General features: G+C 68.2%; 22 protein-coding genes. 8 read left to right on the forward strand and 14 right to left on the reverse strand.

The window, feature by feature from the left end; genetic code table 11:
• Positions 1 to 9 precede the first annotated feature (9 nt).
• From BUB57_RS10425 to BUB57_RS10450, 6 genes are all read left to right on the forward strand, one after another.
• Positions 10 to 3750, forward strand: coding sequence for a nitrate reductase subunit alpha (locus tag BUB57_RS10425; RefSeq protein ID WP_073066495.1), 3741 nt, complete (start codon positions 10 to 12; stop codon positions 3748 to 3750).
• Positions 3747 to 5270, forward strand: coding sequence for a nitrate reductase subunit beta (gene narH, locus BUB57_RS10430; RefSeq protein ID WP_073066498.1), 1524 nt, complete (start codon positions 3747 to 3749; stop codon positions 5268 to 5270). The genes BUB57_RS10425 and narH overlap by 4 nt, the downstream gene beginning before the upstream one ends.
• Positions 5270 to 5971 (forward strand): nitrate reductase molybdenum cofactor assembly chaperone, encoded by a 702-nt coding sequence (gene narJ, locus BUB57_RS10435; RefSeq protein ID WP_073066503.1) that lies wholly within the window; start codon positions 5270 to 5272, stop codon positions 5969 to 5971. Before narH ends, narJ begins: the two co-directional genes overlap by 1 nt.
• A gap of 13 nt (positions 5972 to 5984) precedes the next feature.
• Positions 5985 to 6770, forward strand: a complete 786-nt coding sequence (narI, locus tag BUB57_RS10440; RefSeq protein ID WP_073066506.1) for a respiratory nitrate reductase subunit gamma — start codon at positions 5985 to 5987, stop codon at positions 6768 to 6770.
• A 5-nt stretch (positions 6771 to 6775) separates the two neighbouring features.
• Positions 6776 to 7573 carry a peptidylprolyl isomerase gene (locus BUB57_RS10445; RefSeq protein WP_073066509.1) on the forward strand — a complete coding sequence of 266 codons (798 nt, stop codon included), beginning with the start codon at positions 6776 to 6778 and terminating at the stop codon, positions 7571 to 7573.
• Positions 7574 to 7693: 120 nt separating this feature from the next.
• The gene (locus tag BUB57_RS10450) at positions 7694 to 8311 is read left to right on the forward strand and encodes a carbonic anhydrase (RefSeq protein WP_073066513.1); all 618 of its coding nucleotides are present in this window, start codon (positions 7694 to 7696) and stop codon (positions 8309 to 8311) included.
• Positions 8312 to 8329: 18 nt separating this feature from the next.
• Here the strand turns inward: BUB57_RS10450 and BUB57_RS10455 are convergent, their stop codons facing one another.
• From BUB57_RS10455 to BUB57_RS10520, 14 genes are all read right to left on the reverse strand, one after another.
• Complete coding sequence (locus tag BUB57_RS10455) at positions 8330 to 9985, reverse strand: thiamine pyrophosphate-binding protein (RefSeq protein WP_073066518.1); 1656 nt, start codon at positions 9983 to 9985, stop codon at positions 8330 to 8332.
• A gap of 95 nt (positions 9986 to 10080) precedes the next feature.
• On the reverse strand, positions 10081 to 11490 hold the full coding sequence (locus BUB57_RS10460) for an FAD-binding oxidoreductase (RefSeq protein WP_073066521.1): 1410 nt from the start codon (positions 11488 to 11490) through the stop codon (positions 10081 to 10083).
• A gap of 12 nt (positions 11491 to 11502) precedes the next feature.
• Positions 11503 to 12261, reverse strand: coding sequence for an amino acid ABC transporter ATP-binding protein (locus BUB57_RS10465; RefSeq protein ID WP_073066526.1), 759 nt, complete (start codon positions 12259 to 12261; stop codon positions 11503 to 11505).
• An 11-nt stretch (positions 12262 to 12272) separates the two neighbouring features.
• Positions 12273 to 13358: an amino acid ABC transporter permease gene (locus tag BUB57_RS10470; protein ID WP_073066530.1), complete on the reverse strand. Its 1086-nt coding sequence runs from the start codon at positions 13356 to 13358 to the stop codon at positions 12273 to 12275.
• A gap of 3 nt (positions 13359 to 13361) precedes the next feature.
• Positions 13362 to 14525 (reverse strand): amino acid ABC transporter permease, encoded by a 1164-nt coding sequence (locus BUB57_RS10475; RefSeq protein WP_073066533.1) that lies wholly within the window; start codon positions 14523 to 14525, stop codon positions 13362 to 13364.
• Between the two features lie 64 nt (positions 14526 to 14589).
• Complete coding sequence (locus BUB57_RS10480; protein WP_073066801.1) at positions 14590 to 15624, reverse strand: amino acid ABC transporter substrate-binding protein; 1035 nt, start codon at positions 15622 to 15624, stop codon at positions 14590 to 14592.
• 77 nt (positions 15625 to 15701) lie between these two features.
• A complete protein-coding gene (locus BUB57_RS10485; protein ID WP_073066538.1) occupies positions 15702 to 16649 on the reverse strand; it encodes a LysR family transcriptional regulator in 948 nt (315 codons plus the stop codon).
• 36 nt (positions 16650 to 16685) lie between these two features.
• On the reverse strand, positions 16686 to 17435 hold the full coding sequence (locus tag BUB57_RS10490; RefSeq protein ID WP_073066542.1) for an SDR family NAD(P)-dependent oxidoreductase: 750 nt from the start codon (positions 17433 to 17435) through the stop codon (positions 16686 to 16688).
• Between the two features lie 4 nt (positions 17436 to 17439).
• Positions 17440 to 18141, reverse strand: a complete 702-nt coding sequence (locus BUB57_RS10495) for an SDR family oxidoreductase (RefSeq protein WP_073066545.1) — start codon at positions 18139 to 18141, stop codon at positions 17440 to 17442.
• A gap of 124 nt (positions 18142 to 18265) precedes the next feature.
• A complete protein-coding gene (locus BUB57_RS10500; RefSeq protein WP_084732089.1) occupies positions 18266 to 19054 on the reverse strand; it encodes a FadR/GntR family transcriptional regulator in 789 nt (262 codons plus the stop codon).
• Between the two features lie 28 nt (positions 19055 to 19082).
• Positions 19083 to 19430 carry a RidA family protein gene (locus BUB57_RS10505; RefSeq protein WP_073066548.1) on the reverse strand — a complete coding sequence of 116 codons (348 nt, stop codon included), beginning with the start codon at positions 19428 to 19430 and terminating at the stop codon, positions 19083 to 19085.
• Entirely contained in the window at positions 19427 to 20233 is an 807-nt protein-coding gene (locus BUB57_RS10510) for an SDR family NAD(P)-dependent oxidoreductase (protein WP_073066551.1), read from the reverse strand. Before BUB57_RS10510 ends, BUB57_RS10505 begins: the two co-directional genes overlap by 4 nt.
• Complete coding sequence (locus BUB57_RS10515) at positions 20226 to 21038, reverse strand: shikimate dehydrogenase family protein (protein WP_073066554.1); 813 nt, start codon at positions 21036 to 21038, stop codon at positions 20226 to 20228. The genes BUB57_RS10510 and BUB57_RS10515 overlap by 8 nt, the downstream gene beginning before the upstream one ends.
• A complete protein-coding gene (locus BUB57_RS10520) occupies positions 21038 to 21925 on the reverse strand; it encodes a 2-hydroxy-3-oxopropionate reductase (RefSeq protein WP_073066557.1) in 888 nt (295 codons plus the stop codon). The genes BUB57_RS10515 and BUB57_RS10520 overlap by 1 nt, the downstream gene beginning before the upstream one ends.
• Positions 21926 to 22015: 90 nt before the next feature.
• Between BUB57_RS10520 and BUB57_RS10525 the strand changes: the two genes are divergently transcribed.
• Positions 22016 to 22780: an HpcH/HpaI aldolase family protein gene (locus tag BUB57_RS10525; protein WP_073066559.1), complete on the forward strand. Its 765-nt coding sequence runs from the start codon at positions 22016 to 22018 to the stop codon at positions 22778 to 22780.
• Positions 22781 to 22789: 9 nt separating this feature from the next.
• Positions 22790 to 24007, forward strand: a complete 1218-nt coding sequence (locus BUB57_RS10530; RefSeq protein ID WP_073066804.1) for an NAD(P)/FAD-dependent oxidoreductase — start codon at positions 22790 to 22792, stop codon at positions 24005 to 24007.
• Positions 24008 to 24052: the final 45 nt, after the last annotated feature.

Consider the following 24052-nt stretch of genomic DNA (forward strand, 5'->3'; position numbering starts at 1 on the left):
GACAGCCAGATGAGCCATCTGCTGAACAGACTGAACTTCCTCCAGTCCAAGAACGTCGAGACCTTCTCGGACGGCCACGGCCAGGTGACGCGCGAAAGCCGCGACTGGGAGGACACCTACCGGAACCGCTGGCGCCACGACAAGATCGTGCGCTCGACCCACGGGGTGAACTGCACCGGGTCGTGCAGCTGGAAGATCTACGTCAAGTCGGGGATCGTGACCTGGGAAACCCAGCAGACCGACTATCCCCGCACCCGCCCCGACCTGCCCAACCACGAGCCGCGCGGCTGCGCGCGCGGCGCGTCCTACAGCTGGTATCTCTACAGCGCGAACCGGGTGAAGAACCCGCTGGTGCGCGGGCGGCTGATGAAGGTCTGGCGCGAGATGCGCCAGACCATGACCCCGATCCAGGCCTGGACCCGGATCCAGTCCGACCCGATCCTGCGGCAATCCTATGTCGAGACCCGCGGCAGGGGCGGCTTCGTGCGCGCCAGCTGGGACGAGGCGACCGAGATCGTGGCGGCGGCGAACGCCTATACCGCCCGCACCTACGGCCCCGACCGGGTGTTCGGCTTTTCGCCGATCCCGGCGATGTCGATGATCAGCTATGCCGCCGGCTCGCGCTATCTGTCGCTGATGGGCGGGGTCTGCATGTCGTTCTATGACTGGTATTGCGACCTGCCGCCAGCCTCACCCATGACCTGGGGCGAGCAGACCGACGTGCCGGAAAGCGCCGACTGGTATAATGCGGGCTATCTGCTGCTGTGGGGCTCGAACGTGCCGCAGACGCGCACGCCGGACGCGCATTTCTATACCGAGGTCCGCTACAAGGGCACCAAGTCGGCGGTGATCTGCCCCGACTATTCGGAAGCCGCCAAGTTCGGCGACGTGTGGCTGAACGCCAAGCAGGGCACCGATGCAGCGCTGGCGATGGCCTTCGGCCACGTCATCCTGCGCGAGTTCCACCTGGACCGGCAGGCGGAGTATTTCGAGGAATACTGCCGCAAGTATTCCGATTTCCCGATGCTGGTCAGGCTGGACGAGCAGGACGGCCGGCTGGTGCCCGGCCGCTTCCTGCGCGCCGACGACCTGGACGGCAAGCTGGGGGAAAGCAACAACCCCGAATGGAAGACCGTCGCCATCGACGAACGCTCGGGCGGGCTGGTGGCGCCGAACGGCTCGATCGGCTACCGCTGGGGCGAGGCGGGGGAATGGAACCTCGAGGAAAAGGCGGCAGGCGCCGAGACCTCGCTGCGGATGTCGCTGGTCCTCGACGGCGACCATGACGAGATCGCAGGCGTCGATTTCCCCTATTTCGGCGGCGACGCGGTGGGCCAGTTCGCCACCGACGCCGACCACCCCGACGTGCTGACCCGCAACATCCCGGTCAGGACGATCCGCACCCCTTCGGGCGAGGTCAAGGTGGCGACGGTGTTCGACCTGTTCTGCGCCAACTACGGGCTTGACCGGGGCCTGGGCGGGCGCTGGGTCACGTCAAGCTATGACGACGACATGCCCGGCACCCCCGCCTGGGCCGAGCGCATCACCGGGGTGGCCCGCGACAAGATCATCCATGTCGCGCGCGAATTTGCCTCGAACGCCGAAAAGACCCGCGGCAAGTCCATGATCATCATCGGCGCGGCGATGAACCACTGGTTCCACATGGACATGAACTATCGCGGCGTCATCAACATGCTGGTGATGTGCGGCTGCGTCGGCCAGTCGGGCGGTGGCTGGGCGCATTACGTGGGGCAGGAAAAGCTGCGCCCGCAGACCGGCTGGCAGCCGCTGGCCTTTGCGCTGGACTGGAACCGCCCGCCGCGGCACATGAACGCGACCAGCGCCTGGTATGCCCATACCGACCAGTGGCGCTACGAGACGCTGACCGCGGACGACATCCTGTCGCCCACCGCGCCCGCCGGCGACTGGGACATCAGCCTGATCGACTATAACATCCGGGCCGAGCGGATGGGCTGGCTGCCCTCGGCCCCGCAGCTCAAGACCAACCCGCTTGAGGTGGCCCGCGCCGCCAAGGCATCCGGCAAAGAGATCGCGGCCTATGTGGCCGAGGAACTCAAGTCCGGGCGGCTGGAACTGTCCTGCGAGGATCCCGACGATCCCGCCAACTGGCCACGCAACCTGTTCGTCTGGCGCTCGAACCTGCTTGGCTCGTCCGGCAAGGGGCATGAATATTTCCTCAAGCACCTGCTGGGCACCGACCACGGCGTGCTGGGCCGTGACTTGGGCGAGGAGGGGGGCCAGCTGCCGAAAGAGGCCCGCTGGCACCAGGACGGCCCCCGCGGCAAGCTGGACCTGCTGGTGACCATCGACTTTCGCATGTCCACCACCTGCGTCTATTCCGACATCGTGCTGCCCACGGCCAGCTGGTATGAAAAGGACGACCTGAACACCTCGGACATGCACCCGTTCATCCACCCGTTGCAGGCGGCGGTGGACCCGGCTTACGAATCGAAATCCGACTGGGAAATCTTCAAGGCGATCGCCAGGAAGTTCAGCGAGGTCGCGCCGGAAATCCTGGGGGTCGAGACCGACATCGTGGCGCTGCCCACGCTGCACGACACCCCGGGCGAACTGGCGCAGGATCAGGTCAGGGACTGGAAAAAGGGCGAATGCGACCTGATCCCCGGCAAGACCGCGCCGGCTTTCATCGCCGTCGAGCGCGACTTTGCCGCGGTTTATGAACGCTTTACCTCGCTTGGGCCGCTGCTGGACAAGCTGGGCAACGGCGGCAAGGGCATCTCGTGGGACACCCAGACCGAGATCGACAATCTCAAGGATCTGAACGGCGTCAAGGCGGACGGCCCCGCCAAGGGGCGGCCCATCATCGACACCGCCATCGACGCGGCCGAGGTGATCCTGATGCTGGCCCCGGAAACCAACGGCGAGGTGGCCGTCAAGGCCTGGGAGGCGCTGGAGAAGGCCACCGGCCGCCACCACGCCCACCTGGCCGAGGGCGAGCATCACAACAAGATCCGCTTCCGCGACATCGCCGCGCAGCCGCGCAAGATCATCTCGTCGCCGACCTGGTCGGGCATCGAAAGCGAGAAGGTCAGCTACAACGCCGGCTACACCAACGTCCACGAGCTGATCCCGTGGCGCACGCTGACGGGACGCCAGCAGCTCTATCAGGACCACCTGTGGATGCGGGCCTTTGGCGAGGGGTTCATGTCCTATCGCCCGCCGGTGGACCTCAAGACCGTCACCGCCGAGATCAACCACGAGGCGCGCGACGGCGAACCGCATGTGGTGTTGAACTTCATCACCCCCCACCAGAAATGGGGCATCCACTCGACCTATTCCGACAACCTGCTGATGCTGACGCTGAACCGCGGCGGCCCGGTGATCTGGATCTCGGAAAACGACGCCAGGACCGCCGGCATCGTCGATAACGACTGGGTGGAGCTTTACAACGTCAACGGCGCCCTGACCGCGCGGGCGGTGGTCAGCCAGCGCATGAAGGACGGCACCACCTTCATGTATCACGCGCAGGAAAAGATCGTGAACACGCCCGGTTCCGAAAAGACCGGCAAGCGCGGCGGCATCCACAACTCGGTCACCCGCACGGTGCTGAAACCCACCCACATGATCGGCGGCTACGCCCAGCAGTCCTACGGCTTCAACTACTACGGAACCGTGGGCGCGAACCGGGACGAGTTCGTGATCGTCAGGAAGATGAAGAAGGTCGACTGGCTCGACCAGCCAGCTACCCGGAAGGAGGCAGCGGAATGAGAATTCGTGCGCAAATCGGCATGGTGCTGAACCTCGACAAATGCATCGGGTGCCACACCTGCTCGGTCACCTGCAAGAACGTCTGGACCTCGCGCGAGGGGGTCGAATACGCCTGGTTCAACAACGTCGAGACCAAGCCCGGCACCGGCTATCCGACCGACTGGGAAAACCAGAACCGCTGGAACGGCGGCTGGGAACGGACCGGATCGGGCAAGCTGCGGCCGAAGCAGGGCAGCAAGTGGCGGATCCTGGCGAACATGTTCGCCAACCCCGACCTGCCCGAGATCGACGACTATTATGAGCCCTTCGACTTCGACCACGATCACCTGAAATCCGCCCCCGAGATGCAGGCGTTCCCCACCGCGCGCCCCTATTCCAAGATCACCGGCGAGCGGATCGAAAAGATCGAGAAGGGCCCGAACTGGGAGGAGATCCTGGGCGGCGAATTCGCGAAACGCAGCGAGGACTACAACTTCGAGGGGGTGCAGAAGCAGATCTACGGGGAATACGAGAACACCTTCATGATGTATCTCCCCCGTTTGTGCGAACACTGCCTCAACCCGGCCTGCGCGGCGTCCTGCCCCAGTGGCGCGATCTACAAGCGCGAAGAGGACGGCATCGTCCTGATCGACCAGGAAAAATGCCGGGGCTGGCGGATGTGCGTCTCGGGCTGTCCCTACAAGAAGGTCTATTACAACTGGTCGACCGGCAAATCCGAGAAATGCACGCTGTGCTATCCGCGGATCGAAAGCGGCAACCCGACGGTCTGTTCGGAAACCTGCGTCGGGCGCATCCGCTATCTGGGGGTGATGCTCTATGACGCCGACAAGATCGAACAGGCCGCCAGCGTCGAACGGACCACCGACCTCTACGACGCCCAGCTGGACGTGTTCCTGGACCCCCATGATCCGGTGGTGATCGAGACCGCGCGCGCCGACGGCATCCCCGACGACTGGATCAAGGCCGCGCAGGAAAGCCCGATCTGGAAGATGGCGATGGAGTGGAAGGTCGCCTTCCCGCTGCACCCCGAATACCGGACGCTGCCGATGGTGTGGTATATCCCGCCGCTGTCGCCGATCCAGAACGCGGCCGCGGCCGGCAAGATCGGCGTCGACGGCGAGATGCCCGACGTGAGCAGCCTGCGCATTCCGTTGAAATACCTGGCCAACATGCTGACCGCGGGCGACGAGGCGCCGGTGGCCCATGCGCTGGAACGGATGCTGGCGATGCGCGCCTATATGCGCGCCAAGACCGTGGACGGCGTCAACGACGAGGGCATCGCCGCCCGCGTCGGCCTGTCGGGACGGGTGATCGAGGACATGTACAAGATCATGGCGCTGGCCGATTACGAGGACCGCTTCGTCATCCCGACCACGCATCGCGAACAGGTCGAAGTCGCCTATGACCTCAAGGGCGGCTGCGGCTTCACCGACAGCAACGGCTGTTCCACCGGCACCTCGAAAGCCTCGCTTTTCGGCGGCGCCAAACGCCCGCTCAACATGCCGGAGGCGATGTCGTGATGGACCGCACCCTCAAGGCCCTGTCGCTGATCCTCAGCTATCCCACCCGCGAGCTGCAAGCGGCCATGCCCGAAATCGCGGGCGTCCTGGCCGCCGATTCGCGGCTGACCGCCGCGGCCCGGCGCGCGCTGCGCCCGCTGCTGGACGGGCTGCGCGACGGCGACATCTACGATCTGGAAGAGCGTTACGTCGCGCTGTTCGACCGTTCGCGCACGCTCTCGCTCAACCTGTTCGAGCATGTCCACGGCGAAAGCCGCGACCGGGGCGGCGCGATGGTCAGCCTGGTCGAGATGTACCGCGATGCCGGGTTCGACCCGGTGACCACGGAACTGCCCGACCACCTGCCGGTGCTGCTGGAGTTCCTGGCCACCCGCCCGGCGCCCGAGGCGCGCGAGACGCTGGCGGATGCGGCGCATATCTTCGCCGCCCTGCAGGAACGGCTGAACCGGCGCGAGTCGGATTACGCTGCCGCCTTTGCCGCATTGGCGCAGCTGGCGGGCGCGGTCGATCAGGCGGCGCTGTCCGAGATGCTGGCCGCCCCCGACGACGATCCGACCGATCTTCAGGCACTGGATGCGGTCTGGCAGGAAAGCGAGGTGCTTTTCGGCCCCGACCCGAATGCCGGCTGCCCGGTAACGCGCGACCTGCTGGCGCGCATGGACAATCCCATCAGGCCCGGCCCCGCCGCGGCGGCCGAATGACGGAGGCTCTCAGATGAACAACTTCCTCTTCGGGATCTATCCCTATATCGCGCTGGGGGTCGGCATCATGGGCTCGATCGCCCGCTACGACCGCGACCCCTTCACCTGGAAAAGCTCGTCCTCGCAGCTTCTGCGGCGCCGGCAGCTGATCCTTGGCTCGATCCTGTTCCATGTGGGCGTGCTGGTGATCTTCGTGGGCCATTTCGTCGGGCTGCTGACCCCGATCTGGGTGTTCGATACCCTGGGCATCAGCCACTCGGCCAAGCAGATCCTGGCGGTGGCCGCCGGCGGCATCGCCGGGGTGATGGCGCTGGCGGGCGCGCTGATGCTGTTCCAGCGCCGCTGGACCGACCCGCGCATCCGCGGCACCTCGAGCTTCTGGGACACGGCCATCCTGGCGATGCTGATCGCGCAGCTGGTGCTGGGGCTGCTGACGGTGCTGGTGTCGCTGGGCCATCTGGACGGGCACGAGATGACCAAATTCATGGCCTGGGCGCAGGGCATCTTCACCTTCGACTCGGGCGCGGCCGGCTACATCGCCAATGCGCATTGGCTGTTCAAGGCGCATATCGTGCTGGGGCTGACCATCATCCTGGTGTTCCCCTTCACCCGGCTGGTGCACCTGATCTCGGGGATCGCGGCGCCGTTCCGCTATCTTCTGGGGCGCAGCGGCTACCAGATCGTGCGCTCGCGCCGGCGGCAGCCGCTGGCGCCCGCGCCGCAGGTCGTGGCGGCGGCGCGCGAACGGGTCACCGCCCGGGCAAAGCCGGCGGCGGCCCAGCAAAGCCCGGCGGAGTAGCGCCGATGAACGCCGCGCTGTTCCCCGATCTGATCGTCAACGGCGAGCTGGTGCCCCATGCGCTGATCGCCGCCGAGGCCCAGAACCACCACGCCCCCCGCGGCAAGCCCGGCATCGCCTGGCGCAAGGCGGCGAACGCCATCGCCATCCGCACGCTGCTTCTGCAAGAGGCGCGGCGGCGCGGGGTGGAAGCCCGGCCGGCCGAGCTTGGCCCGGGACGCTTCGAGACCGAGGAGGAGGCCCTGATCCGGGGCCTTCTCGACACCGCCGTCGCGGTCGAGCCCCCCGCCGAGGCCGAGATCCACGCCGAATGGGCGCGCGACCCGTCCCGGTTCCGCAGCCCGCCGCTGTGGGAGGTGTCGCATATCCTGATCGCCTGCGACCCGCGCAAGGCCGAGGCCGCCCGGGCGGCACGCGAGCAGGCCGCCGATCTGGCGGCCCGCGCCGCCGCCGATCCGCACAGCTTTGCCCGGCTGGCCGCCGCGCACAGCGATTGCGGCTCGAAGTCGTCGGGGGGCGCGCTTGGCCAGATCCGGCCCGGCGATACCGTGCCCGAGTTCGAAGCCGCGCTGCGCGGTCTGGGCGAAGGCATGGTGACCCCCGAACCCGTGCCAACCCGGCACGGCTGGCATGTCATCCGCCTGGATGCCGTGGCGGAAGGCACCCCGCTTCCCTATGCCGCCGCCCGCCCAAGGATCGCCGAGGCACTGGAAAAGGCGGCGTGGTCGCGCGCCGCAAAGGCGCTGGTGCGGCAGCTGGCGGCAGTGGCCGAGATCTCGGGCGCCGACCTCGAGCCCGTCTAGGGCCTGGCGGACGGCTGCCCGCCCGATGCCTCCCCTTGGCGCGCGGCGGACGGATGCCGCCTGATGCCACCCCTTGGCGCGCGGCACCCCTCCCCGCGCGGCCATCCCCAAGGATACGAGATGCTGAACGATCTTCTGGCCCGGAACCGCGCCTGGTCGCAGGCGCGGCAATCCGAAGACCCCGATCACTTCGCCCGGCTCGCGGCCCTGCAGGCGCCGGATTACTTCTGGATCGGCTGCTCGGACAGCCGGGTGCCGGCGAATGTGGTCGCAGGGCTGCATCCGGGCGAGGTCTTCGTCCATCGCAACGTCGCCAATATCGTGCATTCGTCGGACATGAACCTGCTCGCCTCGCTCGAGTTCGCGGTCGAGGCGCTGAAGGTGCGCGAGATCATCGTCTGCGGCCATCACGGCTGCGGCGGGGTCAAGGCCGCGACCGAGGAGATTCCGCACGGCCTGACCGAGCACTGGATCGAGCCGATCCGCCGCCTTGCCCGCAGCTATGCCGTCGATCTCGCGCGCGAGCCGGGACCCGAGGCTCGGCTGGACCGCCTAGCCGAGTTGAACGTCGCCGAAGGCGTCCGCCGGGTCTGCGAGACGCCGATCCTGCAACGCGCCTGGCGCCGCGGCGCCCCGATCCGCGTGCATGGGCTGATCTACGGCCTGAAGGACGGCCGTCTGCGCAACCTCGATTGCAGCATGGGTCCGGGGCATTTCCAGTGCGACAAGGCGAGCTGACCCGGCTGCGCAGGCCCGCTACCGCTTTGCCTCTGCCGCCGCGCGCATCTGGCTGAGGGTCTGGCGCGGGGTCAGCGCCTCGGGCGAGATGTCCAGATCCAGCACCGCCCCGCTGTCCGAGGCCAGCGCGCGGGCAAAGGCGGCGGGAAAATCCTCGGTCCGGGCCACCCGTTCGGCGTGATAGCCATAGGCGCGGGCAAGCTGCACGAAATCGGGGTTCTCCATCGTCGTGCCCGAGACGCGGCCCGGATAGTTGCGTTCCTGATGGGCGCGGATGGTGCCGTAGATGCCGTTGTTCAGCAGCAGCACGATCGGCTGCGCCCCGGCCTGCATGGCGGTGCCAAGCTCCTGGCAGTTCATCTGGAAATCGCCGTCGCCGGCGAAACAGACCACGGTGCGGCCGGGGAACGCCACCCTGGCGGCGATGGCGGCGGGCAGGCCATAGCCCATCGCCCCCGACTGCGGCGCCAGCAGTCGCGCCTGCGGGCCGAACTGGTAGAACTTGTTCGGCCAGACGGTGAAATTGCCCGCGCCATTGGTCAGGATCGCGTCTTCGGGCAGCAGCTCGCGCAGATGCGCCATGACCTGCGCCATGTCGACGGGCGAGGGTTGCGGCGGCGCGCTCAGGCTGTCCTCGAACCCCTGCCGGGCGCGGGCGCGCCAGTCGGCCCAGTTGCCGCGGACCGGGGCCAGGGCGGCGGCGAACTCGTTCGGTCCGGCGTGGATCCCGAGGGTCGGCTGATAGACCTTGCCGATTTCACGGTCCGAGCCGTGGACATGGATCAGCCGTTGCGCCGGCACCGGCACGTCAAGCAGCGTATAGCCGTCGGTGGTCATCTCGCCGAAGCGCAGGTTCACCGCCAGGATCACGTCGGCCTCGGTCACCAGCGCGCGGACATGGGCGGGCATCCCCACCCCGGCCTCGCCCGCGTAGCAGGGCGAGAAATTGTCGAAGCTGTCCTGATAGCGGAAGGCCGCCACCACGGGGATGTCGCTGGCCTCGACGAAATCCTGCAGCGCGCGGCGGCCGGCGTCGGTCCAGTTGCAGCCGCCGACCATCAAGAGCGGCCGCGCGGCGTTTGCCAGCAGCGCCTGCGCCTCGGCCATCGCCGCGGCCGCGGGGGCGGGTTCGACGATGCGCGGGGGCGCAGTCAGCGGCGCGGTGGCGGTCGTCTCGGCCAGCATGTCCTCGGGCAGGGCGATCACCACCGGGCCGGGGCGGCCGGTGGTGGCGGTGACCCAGGCGCGGGCGAGGATTTCGGGGATACGCTCGACCGAGTCGATCTCGACCGCCCATTTCGCCATGGTGCCATAGACGGCGCGATAGTCGAGTTCCTGGAACGCCTCGCGCCCCTTCATGTCGGTGCCGACCTGCCCCACGAACAGCAGCATCGGCGCGGAATCCTGCATTGCCGTATGCACCCCGATCGAGGCATTGGTGGCGCCCGGGCCGCGGGTGACGAAGCACAGCCCCGGCTGCCCGGCCAGCTTGCCCCAGGCCGCGGCCATGAAGGCGGCGCCGCCCTCGTTCCGGCACAGCACGAAATCCAGCCGCCCGCGTGTATCGTGCAGCGCGTCGAGCACCGCCAGATAGCTTTCGCCCGGCACCCCGAACCCTACCCGCGCGCCCAGCGCCATCAGGCTTTCGACCAGAAGCCGCCCACCGTTCATCATTCCCGCGCCCCCCATACAGATGGAAACGATCCTGACCCCGATACGATCCCGGGGAAACCAACTTCAACGGGCGACCGGCAAGTTTTCCTTGGCGGTCAGCCCTCGACCAGCACCCCGGGGTTGAGGACGCCGTCCGGGTCCAGCGCCTGTTTCAGCGCCCGCATCAGCCGGCGTTCCTCGGGCGGGCGCAGCGCGTCGGCCAGCGCGATCTTGGTCCGGCCCAGCCCGTGCTCGGCGGCGAAGCTGCCGCCCATCGCGGTCGCCAGCCGCGCCAGTTCCAGCCCCAGCGCGGCATCAGTGCCGGCGAAACCGCCCGCGCCCTCGGGCGGGCTGAGGTTATAGTGGATGTTGCCGTCGCCGAGATGGCCGAAGGGGTTGATCCGCACCCCGGGCAGCAGCCCCTGACAGAGCGGCGCCGCCCGGGCCACGAACTCGGCGATCCGTCCCGGCGGCACCGCGATGTCGTGCTTGAGCTGCGGGCCGTCCAGCCGCTGCCCCTCGGGCTGTTCCTCGCGCAGCCGCCAGAAACCCGCGCGCTGCGCCTCGGACGCGGCCAGCGCGCCGTCCAGCACCAGCCCCTGCCCCATCCCCCATTCCAGAACGCCCGCCAGAATGTCGTCGAGCGGCACCAGATCCGAGCCGCTGGCGACCTCGACCAGCACATAGGCGCCGCCCCGCGTGGCCAGCGGATAGGAAAGGCCCGGCAGATGTTTCAGCGCCAGTCCCAGCCCGAGGTCGGAGAAGAACTCGAGCCCGGTCAGGAACTCGCCCGCCTCGGCCCGCAGCCGGGTGCCCAAGGCGACCGCCGCCGCCAGGTCGGGCAGCGCCAGAAAGGCCGTCGCCCGCTGCCGGGGCGCGGGAAACAGCCCCAGCACCGCGCGGGTGACGATGCCCAGCGTGCCCTCGGCCCCCGCGAACAGCCGGCGCAGCTGATAGCCGGCATTGTCCTTTTGCACCGCGCGCAGCCCGTTCCAGATGCTGCCGTCGGGCAGCACCACCTCAACCCCCAGCAGCAGGTCGCCCATCATCCCGAAGCGAAAGGCGTGGCTGCCGCCGGCGTTGGTGCCGATCAGCCCGCCGATCTGGGCTGAGCCCTCGGCGCCCAGATGCAGCGGGAACATCAGCCCGGTGCCGTCCAGCGCCTGATGCAGCGCCGCCAGCACCACCCCGGCCCCGACCTCGATCGAACCGCTGGCCGGGTCGGGCGGGCCGATCCCGGCCATGCGCGCCAGCGACAGGATCACCGCGCCCGGCCGCGCCGCGACCGCCGCGGCGCAAAGCCCGGTGTTGCCGCCCTGCGGCACCACCGCCACCCCGGCGGCGCGGCAGGCCCGCACCACCGCCGTCACCTCGGCCGTGGAACCGGGGCGCGCCACGCCCAGCGGCGGCACGCCGTGGCGGTCCAGCCAGTCGCGCTGCCAGGGCGCGGCGTCCTCGCCGGCGATCCAGCCGCGCGGGCCAAGCATCTCGGCAAACTGCCGCGCCAGATCGGCGGGATCGGGCATCCGAGTCATCGCCTAATGACCCAGCACCTGCGACAGGAACTGTTTCGTGCGGTCACTTGATGGCGACTGGAAGAAGGTCTCGGGATCGGCCTCCTCGACGATCTCGCCCGCGTCCATGAAGATCACCCGGTCGGCGACGCGGCGGGCAAAGCCCATCTCGTGGGTGACGCAGATCATCGTCCGCCCCTCGGACGCTAGATGCACCATCACGTCCAGCACCTCGGAAATCATCTCGGGGTCCAGCGCCGAGGTGGGCTCGTCGAACAGCAGGATCTCCGGCTCCATGCACAGCGAGCGGGCGATGGCGACACGCTGCTGCTGGCCGCCGGACAGCTGGCCGGGGTATTTCAGCGCCTGTTCCGGGATGCGGACCTTTTCCAGATAGCGCATCGCCGCCGCCTCGGCCTGCGCACGCGGGGTCTTGCGCACCAGCATCGGCGCCAGCACGCAGTTTTCCAGCACGGTCATATGCGGGAACAGGTTGAAATGCTGGAACACCATCCCGACCTCGCGCCGGATCCCGTCGATGCTGGCCACGTCGTCGTTCAGTTCCGTCCCCAGCACGGTGATCTGGCCCGAGTTATGTTCCTCCAGCCGGTTGATACAGCGGATCATCGTGGATTTTCCCGACCCGGACGGCCCGCAGACCACCACTTTTTCGCCGCGGTGGACGGTCAGGTGGATGTTCTTCAGCGCGTGGAAATGCCCATAGAACTTGTTCATCCCGTTGATCTGGACCGCGGGAACATTCGTCGGATGCGTATCTGCCATTCCTGTGATCCTTATCGAGAGCTGATCGCCATGCGCCGTTCCAGATAGGCGCCATAGCGGGACAGGCTGTATGTAAAGACGAAATAGATTAGGGCGATGAAGGCGTAGACCTCGCGATAGGCAAAGGTCCATTCGCCGGTGCCATAGGCGGCGTTCCCCGAGGCGAGGATTTCAAAGAACCCGACCACGATCACCAGCGAGGTTTCCTTGAACCCGATCACGAACTGGTTGATCGTCGCCGGCAGCGCGTTGCGCATCGCCTGCGGCAGCAGGATCTTGCCCACGCGGTGCCAGTAACCGATCCCCAGCGCCATCGCGGCCTCTTCCTGGCCGCGGGGCACGCCCTGCAGGCCCCCGCGGATGATTTCGGCCTGATAGGCGGCAAAGAACAGCCCTGCGCCGAACACCACCCGGTAAAGCTTGCCGGTCTGCAGCCAGCCCGGCAGCATGAACGGCACCACCACCGCAAAGGCGAACAGGATCGCCAGCAGCGGCAGCGACCGCACCGCGTCGATCAGCAGCCCCGTCCCGCGCGAGATCACCGGCAGATTGGACCGGCGCAGCAGCGCCAGCACGATCGACAGCGGAAACCCGATCAGGCAGGTGGCGACAAAGATGAACAGAGTCAGCGCCAGCCCGCCCCATTGCTCCTCGCCCACATAGCGCAGGCCCAGAACACCGCCTTTCATCAGGATGTAATAGATCGCGGTGCCGACGATCCAGACCGCCGCCAGCCGCCACGGCCGCCAGAAGGACGGGATGCAGCTCAGCACGATCATCGCCACCACGGCGACGCAGGCCAGCGCCGACCGCCATTGCTCGGCGTATGGGTAAAGCCCGAAGAAGATGATCCGCCAGCGATTGGCGATCACCGACCAGCACGCACCCCCCGCGGCACGGCAATCGGCAGCGCTGCCATCCGCGCCGAACACCGCCGACAGGAACGCCCAGTTCAGCAGCTTCCACAGGATCAGCGCCAGCAGCCCCGCCGAAACCACCGAGACGAGCCCCTGCAACGGGGTCGGGAAATAGCGCTTGCGCAGCATCTGGACCCGACCGGGGGGCGCCACCGCGGCAGAGTTGGCAAGAGTGTTCATCCATCAGCTCCGCAGTTGGTTGCCCTTGAGCGCGATGGCCCGATTGATCCGGTTGAAGATCGCCGCAATGCTGAGATTGATCGCCAGAAAGCCCGCCATCAGGATCCCGATCGCCTCCAGCGTCTGGCCCGACTGGTTGATGGTGACCGCAACGATCATGAAGAAATCGGTAAAGCCGACGGCGATGCCCAGCGTCGTGGCCTTGATCAGCCAGATATACTGGTTGGCCAGGATCGGCAGCATCGCGCGCAGCGCCAGCGGCAGGCGGATGCGGCTGAAGGTCTGCCACGGCGACAGGCCCAGCGAATGCGCGGCCTCGGTCTGGCCCTTGCCCACCGCCTTGAAGCCGCCGCGGACGATCTCGCCGATATAGGCGCCGCCGTAGATGCCGATGGCGACCAGCAGCGCCGAGAATTCGGGCGAGACGCGCAGCCCGCCGCGCAGGTTCAGCCCCTGCAACAGCGGCGCGTCGATCAGCGGGCTGCCCGGCGTGCGCCCCAGCAGCAAGATCGCCGCCGCCAGCAGCAGCCCGCCCGCCAGCACCCTCCAGACCAGCGCGCCGCGCTGCTCGGGCGGGGTCGCCAGCCGGCGGGTGGTGCGCAGCCACAGGGGCAGCGCCAATGCCGCAAGGGCCGCCACGGCCGCGGCGAACACATGCCAGCCGCCGACATTCAGCGCCGGCATGTAGACGCCGCGGTTCGACAGTACCAGCGGGCCAAAGTCGATGGCGTTGCGCGGCGAAGGCAGGTTCGTCACCAGCGCATACCAGAAGAACACCTGCAGGATCAGCGGGATGTTGCGGAAGAAATCGACATAGAGCCGCCCCAGCAGCTGCAGCAGCTCGTTCGACGAGGTGCGCGCGATCCCGACCAGCCCGCCGATCAGGGTCGCCAGCACCAGCCCCAGCGTGCCCAGGAACAGCGTGTTCACGATGCCGATCACGAAGAACCACCAGTAGGGATCGTTCGGCGAGGCCGGCAGCAGCGAGAAATTGACATCCCAGCCGGTGGATTTCTGCAGGAAGCCAAAGCCGGACACGACATTCTGCGACGACAGCGCCTGCTGGGCGTTGCGCCAGCCGCCGACGACGACGACCAGCACCACCGCCACGAACAGCGCCTGCAACAGGATGTTGCGGACCTTCTGGTGTCGCAGGATTCGGATCATGGGCCCGACCTTTCCCCGGAAAACATGGGCGCCCCGCCGCGACCGGCGGGCGGGGCGCAGCCGATCAGTCGATCAGATAGGGGTAGAGCACGCCCCCGTCCTTCCACAGCGCGGTCATTTCCCGGTCCATCTTGTAGGGCGAGCCCTGGCCCAGGTTGCGGTCGAAGATCTCCGCGTAATTGCCCATCTGCTTGATGACGTTATAGGCCCAGTCGTCGGTCAGCCCCAGCGGCGTGCCCATGCCGGGGTTCACGCCCAGGAACTTGGCGACCTCGGGGCTGGGCGGGTCCGCCTTGATCTCGTCGACGTTCTCCGAGGTGATCCCCTCCTGCTCGGCGAACCACAGCGCCGACAGGGTCCAGTTGGCGATATCGACCCAGTTGTCGTCGCCCGGGCGCATCACGATCACCTCGGGCTCAAGCGCCAGCACGTCGGGCAGGATGTCGTGTTCGTCGACATTGCCCTTGGCGGCGCGGGCAATCGCCAGCACCGGGCCCCATTGCGTGTAGAGATCGCAGCGCCCCGAGAAATAGGCCTGTTCCAGTTCCTCGGTCTTTTCGATCAGCACCGGCTCGAGCTTCACCCCCAGCTTTTCCGAGTAGGAGGCGATCTGCTGCTGCTGCGTGGTGCCGGCGGGGATGCAGATGGTGCCGCCGTCGGCGTCGGCCAGCGAGGTCAGCCCCAGCGACTTGTGCGCCATGATCTTGGTGGTGCCGAGGTAATAGGACAGCGAGAATTGCAGCCCCAGCTCGGCATCGCGGCTGAGCGTCGCGCCCGAGGCCTTGACCACCAGATCGACCTCGCCCGATTGCAGGGCGGGCCAGCGCTGCGCCCAGCTGATCGGGATGATCGTGGCCTTGGCCGGATCGCCCAGCACCGCGGTGGCGACCGCCCGGCACAGGTCGATATCGAGCCCCGTCCAGGCACCCTTGTCGTCCACCTCGGCAAAGCCGAGATACGAGCCGTCATGGCCGGTGCACAGCAGCGTGCCGCGGTCCTTGACCGTTTTCAGCGTCGGCCCGCCCTGCTGCGCATTGGCCGCACCGGCGGCGATCAGCGCGATGGCTGCCGCACCAAGACCATATCTGACGTGTTTCATCTGGTTCTCCTCCCATTGTTTTTCGGTGTTCAGATGTTGTTGCGGGGCCGCCTCCACCCGCGGCCCGCGTGTCGGGGTCAGCGCCCCGAGACCACCCGCAGGTGGGATTTCGGGGCAGGCCCGCTTTTCCAGTCCTGGCCGACCAGCCAGCGATGCAGCGCCGCCACCGGCCGCAGCCGCAGATGCCCGCGCGGCACCACCAGGTAGAAGCCGGGCACGTCCTCGGGGGGCATTCCTTCCAGCGCGTCCATGCCCAGCGGCGCGACCAGGGCGCCGCTTTGCAGGTCGGCTTCGGCATCGGGGACCGAAACCAGCCCGACGCCGATCCCCTGCAGGGTCGCGCGGCGCATCGAGGCGGCGTCGTCAAAGCCGATGCTGCCGTCGCGCCCGGCGTTGTCCACGCCCAGATGGCGCAGGATGTCGTTCCAGAACCGCTTGGATTTCACCGTGTCCAGCAACGTGAAGCGGATCAGGTCCTGCGGGCTGCGGATCTGCGCGCCCAGCTCGGGGGTGCAGCAGATGATCTTGGGGTCGGTGACCAGCAGCTCGGACTGGTAGTCGCCCCAGCTGCCGTAGCCCCACTGGATCGCCATGTCGATGTCGTCGCGGGCGAAATCGGGCATGTCGACCATGGTGGTCAGCCGCAGGTCGGCGCCGGCCAGCACCTCGCGCACATTGGCCAGGCGCTGCACCAGATAGTTGGTGGCGAACCACGGGCTGGTGTTCAGCTTCACCACCTCGCGATAGGGGCCGCCGGTCACCCGCATCACCCCCTCGGCCAGCTCGCGGAACCCGGCCTCGACATGCTCGGCCAGCACCAGCGCGGATTCGGTCGGCTCGATGGCGCGGCCCTTGCGTTCGAACAGGGTGATCTGCAGGCATTCCTCCAGCAGCTTGATCTGCTGGCCCACCGCCTGCGGCGACACCAGCAGCTCCTCGGCGGCGCGGCGCAGGCTTTTGTGGCGCGCGACCGCGTGGAACGCCTTGAGCGCATTCAGCGGGGGAAGTCGCAGTTTTCCGTTCATCTTCGCGGCCTCCTTTCGCGGTCGGCCCTGGTTGGGTCAGGCGTAGATATAGCCGCCGGACACGATCACGTTTTCGCCGGTCATGTAGCTGTTGCGCGGACCGCCGGTCATCAGCACCCATTCCGCGATCTCGGCCGGCTGCGCGCCGCGGCCCAGCGGGCTGGCCTTGGCAAGTTCGTCCAGAAAGCCCAGCTGCCTTGCGCGTTCGGTCGCCATCCCGGCGGGCGCGACCGAGTTCACCAGGATCCCGTCCGGCGCGACGTGATGCGCGAAGGACCGGGTCAGGCTGACCACCGCAGCCTTGGTGGCGGCATAATGGGCATTCTGCGGATGCGCCTTGAACGCATCGACCGAGGTCAGGTTGACGATCCGGCCCCGGACCTCGGCTTTCGGCTCCTGCTCGCGCATGTGGCGCACGGCGGCGACCATCATGTGATAAGTGCCCTTGACGTTCACGGCGTTCGAGGCGTCCCATTCCTCGTCGGTAATCTCAAGGATCGGGCGGCGCGGATAGATCGCGGCGCAGTTGATCAGCGTGTCGACGCGGCCGAGCTGCCCCGCGATCTCGTCAAAGGCCGCGTGGCACTGGGGCCCGTGGCGGATGTCGGCCGCCGCCGCCGCCACCGGCAGCCCACGATCGCGGGCGGGTTGCAGCGCGGCGTCGGCCGCGTCGCGGTCCAGGTCGATGATGCCCAGGGCAGAGGCGCCAGCGTCCACCGCCATCCGGGCCAGCAGCGCGCCAAGCCCGGCGGCGCCACCGACGATCACCACGGAAAGGTCCTTCATGTTCTCACCTGCTGACTGGAGTTGCGGGCCGCGTCGGCATGATGTCGAAGCGGGTCACGTCGGCCCATTCGGGCAGTTCCACGACCGCGCGCACCATCCGGGCCACGTCCTCGGGCTGCACCGACTTCGAGGCGTACATCGCGGCCCGGGCCTCGGGGTCGAGGATATGCTGGTAAAGCGCGGTCTCGACCCGGCCGGGGACGATCTCGGTCACCCTTATGCCGTGCGGCGCCAGATCGGCGCGCAGCGCCGCGGCAAAGCCGGAAATCCCGGCCTTGGTGGCGGAATAGACCGCCATGTTCGGGAAGGCGGCGTGGCCGGCGGCCGAGCCGGTGAAGATCACATGCCCGCTGCCGCGTTCGCGCATCTGCGGGACCGCCAGCCGGGTCAGCGCCACCACCGCCGACAGGTTGACCGCGATGGCGGCGTCGATGTCGGCCAGCTCGGCGTCGGCGAAATTGGCCAGTGGAGGCATGATCCCGGCGTTGTTCACCAGCAGGTCGATGCGCAGCCCCGACAGCGCCTGCCGCACCGCGTTACGGTCGGTCACGTCCAGCACCAGCGGGGTGATGCCGTCCGCGGCCAGCGCCTGCAGCGCCGCGGCCGAGCGCCCGGCGGCGACCACCTCGTAGCCCGCCCGGGAAAGTTCCAGCGCGATGGCGCGGCCGATGCCGCTTGTTGCACCCGTAACGAAGGCTGTCTTCATGCCCCGGCGCCTCCTTAGCGCCCTCGGTCAGTTTCCGGCCATCGGCCCTGCCGCAAAACCAATTAGTCCTTGCGACAGGAAAGATTCCCTTTGCGAAACCGCCCTGCGGCCGGACGGAAAGGGATCACTGCCGCCGCCCCGGCGGAAATCCCGCGATCAGGTCGCGCGCCGCCTGCGGCGCCACCGGCTGCGGCCCCTTGGCCCCCTTTGCCGCCGCGGCGGCAAAGGCGCGCACCCGTTCCAGGCTGTTGGCCAGATGGGTGCGCATCGCCTCGCGCGCCGCGAGCGGATCGCCCGCCTCGATGGCGGCGACGATCCGGTCGTGCTCGCTGTGGATGCGGGCGTAATAGGCGTCCTTGAGTTCCGGCAGCACGATATGCCCCAGCTGGAACCGCATCACGATCAGCGGCCGCAGATAGTCCAGGAACCCCAGCATCAGCTCGTTGCGCGACCCCTTGGCGATCTGCAGGTGAAAGTCATAGTCGTAGTGGATCGGCACCGCCGCGGGATCGGCCCGCTGCGCATCGACCTGTTCCATCAAGGCGCGGATCGCGGCGGCCTCGGCATCGGTGCGGCGCTCGGCGCACAGCCCGGCGGCCTCGACCTCGACGCTCAGCCGCAGTTCCAGCAGGGCGATGGTCTCGGGCAGGGTCTGAAGCACCTCTTCCGAGATGGAAAAGCTTTGCGGCTGCGGCGCCTCGCTGACGAACACCCCCCGCCCCTGCTGCGGCACCACCAGCCCGGCCGAGCGCAGCCGGGCGATCGCCTCGCGCACGACGGTGCGGCTGACCTGGAACTCTTCGCCCAGCTCGGCCTCGGTCGGCAGCTGCGCGCCGGGCGCCCATTCGCCCGAGGTGATCCGCTCGGTCAGGCTTTCCGAAACGATGGTGGAAAGCGGCTTGCGTCTGCTCATGGTGCCCCCTTTTCGGCTGCGCCCCGCCTTATAGCGCGGCGGTGACGATCAGTTCGACCAGCATCCCCGGCTTTGCCATCCGCCCCTGCCCCGAGGACCGCGCCGGCGCGTGTTCCATCGGCATCCACGCGTCCCAGACCGCGTTCACCTGGTCAAAGTCGCGCACGTCGTCCAGCCACATCTGCACATGCAGGATGCGGGTCCGGTCGGTGCCGGCCTTGGCCAGCAGGTCGTCGATCTTGGCCAGCACCTCGCGCATCTGCTCGGCGGCGGACTGGCCCGGCTCGGCCACCTGCCCGGTCAGATAGACGGTGCCGTTGTGAACCACCCCGTGATGGATGCGGGTGTCGAAGTCGAAGCGGGTAATGTCGGTCATGGTGCTGCCTGTCTGATGGGGTTGCCGCGCAGGTAATGCGCGTAAGGGGCCTGGACGAGCCAGCCGGCATCGACCGGCAGCGTCACCCCGGTGATCGAGGCGGCGCGATCCGAACACAGGAACAGCGCTGCCTCGGCCACGTCCTCGGGGGCCACGAACTTGCGCAGCGCGGTGGTGTCCTTGATCGCCTGCGGGTCGCGCTCGCCCGCGGCGATGCGGGCCTTGAGCCCGTCCGACAGCGTATAGCCGGGGGCGACCGCGTTGACGCGGATGCCATGGGGGCCAAGCTCGGCGGCAAGGATCCCGGTCAGCGCCTGCACCGCCTGCTTGCCCGGCGTATAGGACGGCAGCGACAGCGGCGCGAAGGAGGCCAGCGAGCCGACGTTCAGGATCGCGCCGCCCCGCCCCGCCCGCTGCATCAGCCGCCCGAACACCTGACAGCCGACCAGCGTGCCGCGATAGTTGATGCGCCACATGCGTTCGTCTTCGTCCAGGTCCTGGTCCAGCACATGCTTGCCGCTTTGCAGGATGCCGGCGCAGTTGACGACCACCTGCGGGGCGCCGATGGCGGCATCTGTCTGTGCGGCCAGCGATTCCAGCGACTGCGGGTCGGCAACGTCGACGGCGATGAAGCGGGCCAGCGGCGCCCCGGTTGCGGCACATTCCCCGGCCACCGCATCCCCCCGCGCGGCATCACGCCCGGCCACGACCACCTGCGCCCCCGCCTGCGCAAAGCGCAGCGCGATGGCGCGGCCGATGCCCGAGGTGCCGCCAATGACCACGGCGCTTGCGATCTCAGCCATCGGCGCGGTCCTTGCGCTCGATGTCGAAGAACCGCGCCATCGCCTCGGTCTGGAAATCCATCATCGGGCGGCCGGGCTGGATGCGGCAGCCGATGCGCGCAGCTTCGCGAAGCAGCGGGGTTTCCGCCGGCTCCATGATGATGTCGACGACGGTCATGTCCGGGGTCAGCGCCGCGGTGTCCATCGGCAGCGGGTCGGTGGGCTTCAGCCCCATGGGGGTGGCGTTGATCGCCATGTCCATCCCCGAGGGATCGGCCGCCCCGACCGCGATCCGGCACGCGGGATAGGCGGCGGCGACCAGATCGGCCAGCGCCTGCGCCCGGTCGCGGTCCACGTCCGCCAGCCTGATTTCCGCGGCCCCCGCTTCGGCCAGGCAATAGGCGAGCGAGGCGCCCGCGCCCCCCGCCCCCACCTGCAGGATGCGCTTGCCCCGCACCTGATGCCCGCCGGCCGCCAGCCCGTCCATGAAGCCGACGCCGTCGAAATTATCGGCGTACCATGTCCCATCCGCCTGCCTGCGCACCGAATTGGCGCTGCGCACGCGGGCGGCGCGGTCATGGGCGGCGGCGCATTTCTCGAACACCCGGGTCTTGTAGGGGACCGAGATGATGACCCCGCGCACGTTTTCCGCCGCCGTCAGCCCATCCCAGAACAGGTTGAAATCCTCGGGGCGGCAGCTCAGCGGGACCATGAGGCTGTCGAGCCCCTTTTCCTCGAAGATCTGGTTGAAGATGCCGGGGCTTTTCGCGTGGCCGACCGGGTGGGCCAGCATCACGAACACGTCTGCCTTGCCAGTTCCACGCATCAGGCGCCGCCTTTCGCAACCGGGTGATGAGCCAGTGTTTCCAGCGCCGTCACCAGCGCCGAGTGATCCCTGTCGGCCGCGCCCTGCGCCGTGCAGGCGCTGAACAGCTGCTGCGCGGTGGCGGTGTTGGGCAGCGCCACCCCCAGCGTCCGCGCGCTGTCCAGCGCCAGCCCCAGGTCCTTCTGGTGCAGCCGGATGCGGAAGCCGGGGTCGAAGCTGCGCGAGATCATGCGTTCGCCATGCACCTCGAGCACGCGCGAGGACGCAAACCCGCCCAGCAGCGCTTGCCGCACCCGCGAGGGCTCGCAACCGGCCTTGGAGGCAAACACCAGCGCCTCGGCCACGGCCTCGATGTTCAGGGCGACGACGATCTGGTTGGCGATCTTGCAGGTCTGGCCGGCACCGTTCTGTTCGCCCACCAGGGTGATGTTCTTGCCCAGCGCCTCGAAGATCGGGCGGGCGCGGTCGAACTCTTCCTGCGGGCCGCCGACCATGATGGTCAGGCTGGCGGCCTTGGCCCCGACCTCGCCGCCGGAAACCGGCGCGTCCAGATAGCCCGCGCCCTTCTCGCGCAGCACGGCGGCGAAATGCGCGGTGGCGATGGGGCTGATCGAGCTCATGTCGATGACCAGCGCGCCTTGCGCGATGCCCTCGGCCACGCCGCCCGCGCCCAGCAGCACCCGCTCCACGTCCGGGGTGTCGGGCAGCATGGTGATGACCACCTCGGATGCGCGCGCAACCTCGGCCGGGGTGGCGACCACCTGCGCCGCCAGCCCCTCGGGCAGGCCGGAACGGTTCAGCGACACCGTCAGCTCATGCCCCGCCGCGGCCAGATTGCGGGCCATCGGCGCGCCCATCACCCCCAGCCCGATAAAACCGATTCTCACTGTCCGACCCTTTCGCCACTTCCCGGTTGCAACGTATGATATATGTCATCATACAAATGACAACCCCATCGCACGGAGAGTTCCAGAATCATGCAAGAGCGTCCGAACCCGTTGAAAGCCTCGCTCGCTGCGGGGCGGCCCAGCCTGGGGCTGTGGTGCTCGCTGGCCAGCGCGCTCAGCACCGAGATCATGGCCGGCGCCGGGGCCGGCTGGCTGCTGATCGACGGCGAACACAGCCCCAACGACCTGCGCAGCACCATGGCGCAATTGCAGGCCGCGGCGGCATTCCCGTGCGAGGCGGCGGTGCGGCTGCCCTCGGACAGCGCGGTGCTGATCAAGCAGTTCATGGACGCGGGCGCGCGCAGCCTGATGATCCCGAACGTGCGCACGGCGGAACAGGCGCGCGAAATCGTGGCGGCGATGTCCTATGCCCCGGCCGGGATCCGCGGGTTTTCCACCGGCCACCGCGCCAACCAGTTCGGCCGCATCAAGGATTATCACCGCAGCGCGCGGGCGAATCAGCTGCTAGCGGTGCAGATCGAGTGCGCCACCGGCGTCGCCAATGCCGCCGAGATCGCCGCGGTCGAGGGCGTGGACGTGCTGTTCGTGGGGCCGGGCGACCTGTCCACCAACATGGACGCGATGGGCAACCCCGGCGCTGACCATGTGCAGGACGCCATCGCCCGCGTGCTGCAGGCCGCCCGCGGCGCCGGCAAGGCCGCCGGCATCCTCGCGCCCGTCAAGGCCGACGCCGACCGCTATCTGCGCGACGGCTTCACCATGGTCGCCGTTGGCGCGGACCTTGGGCTGCTGGCGCGCGGCTCGGACAATCTGATCGCATCCTTTTCGCTCTAGAGGCCCATGATGCCCATTCCGAAATACACCCCCCCTGCCCGGCGCGCCTATGACATCGTGATCGTGGGCGGTGCGGTGGTGGGGTCGTCCACCGCCTACTGGCTGTCCCAGAAGCTGGGCGACGGCGCCTCGGTGCTGGTGGTCGAGCGCGACAGCACCTACGAATTTTCCTCGACCGCGCTGTCGACCAGCGCGATCCGGCAGCAGTATTCCAACCCGATCAACGTCAGGATCAGCCAGTTCGGCATCCAGTTCATCAACGGCTTTGCCGAACGCATGGCGCCGTTCTATCCGAACGAGCCCGCGCCCGACCTGGGGTTCCGCGAACACGGCTATCTGTATTGCGTGTCGCCCGAAGGGGTCGCGGCCGCGCGCGAGCGGGTCGAGCTGCAGCGCAGTCTGGGCGCCCACACGGTGTTTCTGGAACCCGGGCCGCTGAAGGACCGCTTTCCCTGGCTGAACGTCGAGGATCTGGGCGGCGGCGCCTGGGGCGCGCGCGAGGAAGGCTGGTTCGATTCCATGGGCCTGCTGAACGGGCTGCGCCGGGCGGCGCGGGCCAGCGGCATTGAATATATCGACAACGCCGTGGTCGGCATGGACATGAAGGGCAATCGCGTCACCGCCGTGCGCCTGTCCACGGGCGAGGTGGTGGACTGCGGCATCGTGGTGAACGCGGCCGGGCCCCGCGCCCAGCAGGTCGCGGGCATGGCGGGGCTGTCGATCCCGGTCGCGCCCTTCAAGCGCTACAGCTTCGTGTTCGCCAGCGAGACCCCGATCCCCGGCCGGATGCCGAACGTGATCGACCTGTCGGGCACCTTCGTGCGCCCGGAAGGCGAGCTGTTCCTGACCGGCAACACGCCGCTGGACGACGGCCCGGCCGATTACGACGATTTCTCGGCCCGGCATGAAGAGTTCGAGGACCGGATCTGGCCCGCGCTGTGGCACCGCATCCCGGCCTTTGACGCGCTGCGGGTCCGGCAAAGCTGGACCGGGCATTACGAATACAACATGCTGGACCACAACGGCATCGTGGGTTTCCACCCCGAGGTCAGCAACTTCATGTTCGCCAACGGGTTTTCCGGCCACGGGCTGCAGCAATCCCCCGCCGTGGGCCGCGGCGTGGCGGAACTGATCGTGGACGGCGGCTTCCAGACGCTGGACCTGACGCCCTTCCGCTACGAACGCATCCCCGCCAACGAGCCGTTCATGGAAGAGGCGGTGATCTGAAACGAAAGAACCCGCGCCGGGCACGGCGCGGGTTTTGGCTTGGGC

Source organism: Paracoccus solventivorans (assembly GCF_900142875.1).
Lineage (GTDB): Bacteria > Pseudomonadota > Alphaproteobacteria > Rhodobacterales > Rhodobacteraceae > Paracoccus > Paracoccus solventivorans.

Bases quoted from the DNA above. Each gene is read 5' to 3' on its own strand.
- BUB57_RS10425 (WP_073066495.1), top strand. From the start codon at position 10: ATGAGCCATCTGCTGAACAGACTGAACTTCCTCCAGTCCAAGAACGTC.
- narH (WP_073066498.1), top strand. From the start codon at position 3,747: ATGAGAATTCGTGCGCAAATCGGCATGGTGCTGAACCTCGACAAATGC.
- narJ (WP_073066503.1), top strand. From the start codon at position 5,270: ATGGACCGCACCCTCAAGGCCCTGTCGCTGATCCTCAGCTATCCCACC.
- narI (WP_073066506.1), top strand. From the start codon at position 5,985: ATGAACAACTTCCTCTTCGGGATCTATCCCTATATCGCGCTGGGGGTC.
- BUB57_RS10445 (WP_073066509.1), top strand. From the start codon at position 6,776: ATGAACGCCGCGCTGTTCCCCGATCTGATCGTCAACGGCGAGCTGGTG.
- BUB57_RS10450 (WP_073066513.1), top strand. From the start codon at position 7,694: ATGCTGAACGATCTTCTGGCCCGGAACCGCGCCTGGTCGCAGGCGCGG.
- BUB57_RS10455 (WP_073066518.1), bottom strand. From the start codon at position 9,985: ATGATGAACGGTGGGCGGCTTCTGGTCGAAAGCCTGATGGCGCTGGGC.
- BUB57_RS10460 (WP_073066521.1), bottom strand. From the start codon at position 11,490: ATGCCCGATCCCGCCGATCTGGCGCGGCAGTTTGCCGAGATGCTTGGC.
- BUB57_RS10465 (WP_073066526.1), bottom strand. From the start codon at position 12,261: ATGGCAGATACGCATCCGACGAATGTTCCCGCGGTCCAGATCAACGGG.
- BUB57_RS10470 (WP_073066530.1), bottom strand. From the start codon at position 13,358: ATGAACACTCTTGCCAACTCTGCCGCGGTGGCGCCCCCCGGTCGGGTC.
- BUB57_RS10475 (WP_073066533.1), bottom strand. From the start codon at position 14,525: ATGATCCGAATCCTGCGACACCAGAAGGTCCGCAACATCCTGTTGCAG.
- BUB57_RS10480 (WP_073066801.1), bottom strand. From the start codon at position 15,624: ATGAAACACGTCAGATATGGTCTTGGTGCGGCAGCCATCGCGCTGATC.
- BUB57_RS10485 (WP_073066538.1), bottom strand. From the start codon at position 16,649: ATGAACGGAAAACTGCGACTTCCCCCGCTGAATGCGCTCAAGGCGTTC.
- BUB57_RS10490 (WP_073066542.1), bottom strand. From the start codon at position 17,435: ATGAAGGACCTTTCCGTGGTGATCGTCGGTGGCGCCGCCGGGCTTGGC.
- BUB57_RS10495 (WP_073066545.1), bottom strand. From the start codon at position 18,141: ATGAAGACAGCCTTCGTTACGGGTGCAACAAGCGGCATCGGCCGCGCC.
- BUB57_RS10500 (WP_084732089.1), bottom strand. From the start codon at position 19,054: ATGAGCAGACGCAAGCCGCTTTCCACCATCGTTTCGGAAAGCCTGACC.
- BUB57_RS10505 (WP_073066548.1), bottom strand. From the start codon at position 19,430: ATGACCGACATTACCCGCTTCGACTTCGACACCCGCATCCATCACGGG.
- BUB57_RS10510 (WP_073066551.1), bottom strand. From the start codon at position 20,233: ATGGCTGAGATCGCAAGCGCCGTGGTCATTGGCGGCACCTCGGGCATC.
- BUB57_RS10515 (WP_073066554.1), bottom strand. From the start codon at position 21,038: ATGCGTGGAACTGGCAAGGCAGACGTGTTCGTGATGCTGGCCCACCCG.
- BUB57_RS10525 (WP_073066559.1), top strand. From the start codon at position 22,016: ATGCAAGAGCGTCCGAACCCGTTGAAAGCCTCGCTCGCTGCGGGGCGG.
- BUB57_RS10530 (WP_073066804.1), top strand. From the start codon at position 22,790: ATGCCCATTCCGAAATACACCCCCCCTGCCCGGCGCGCCTATGACATC.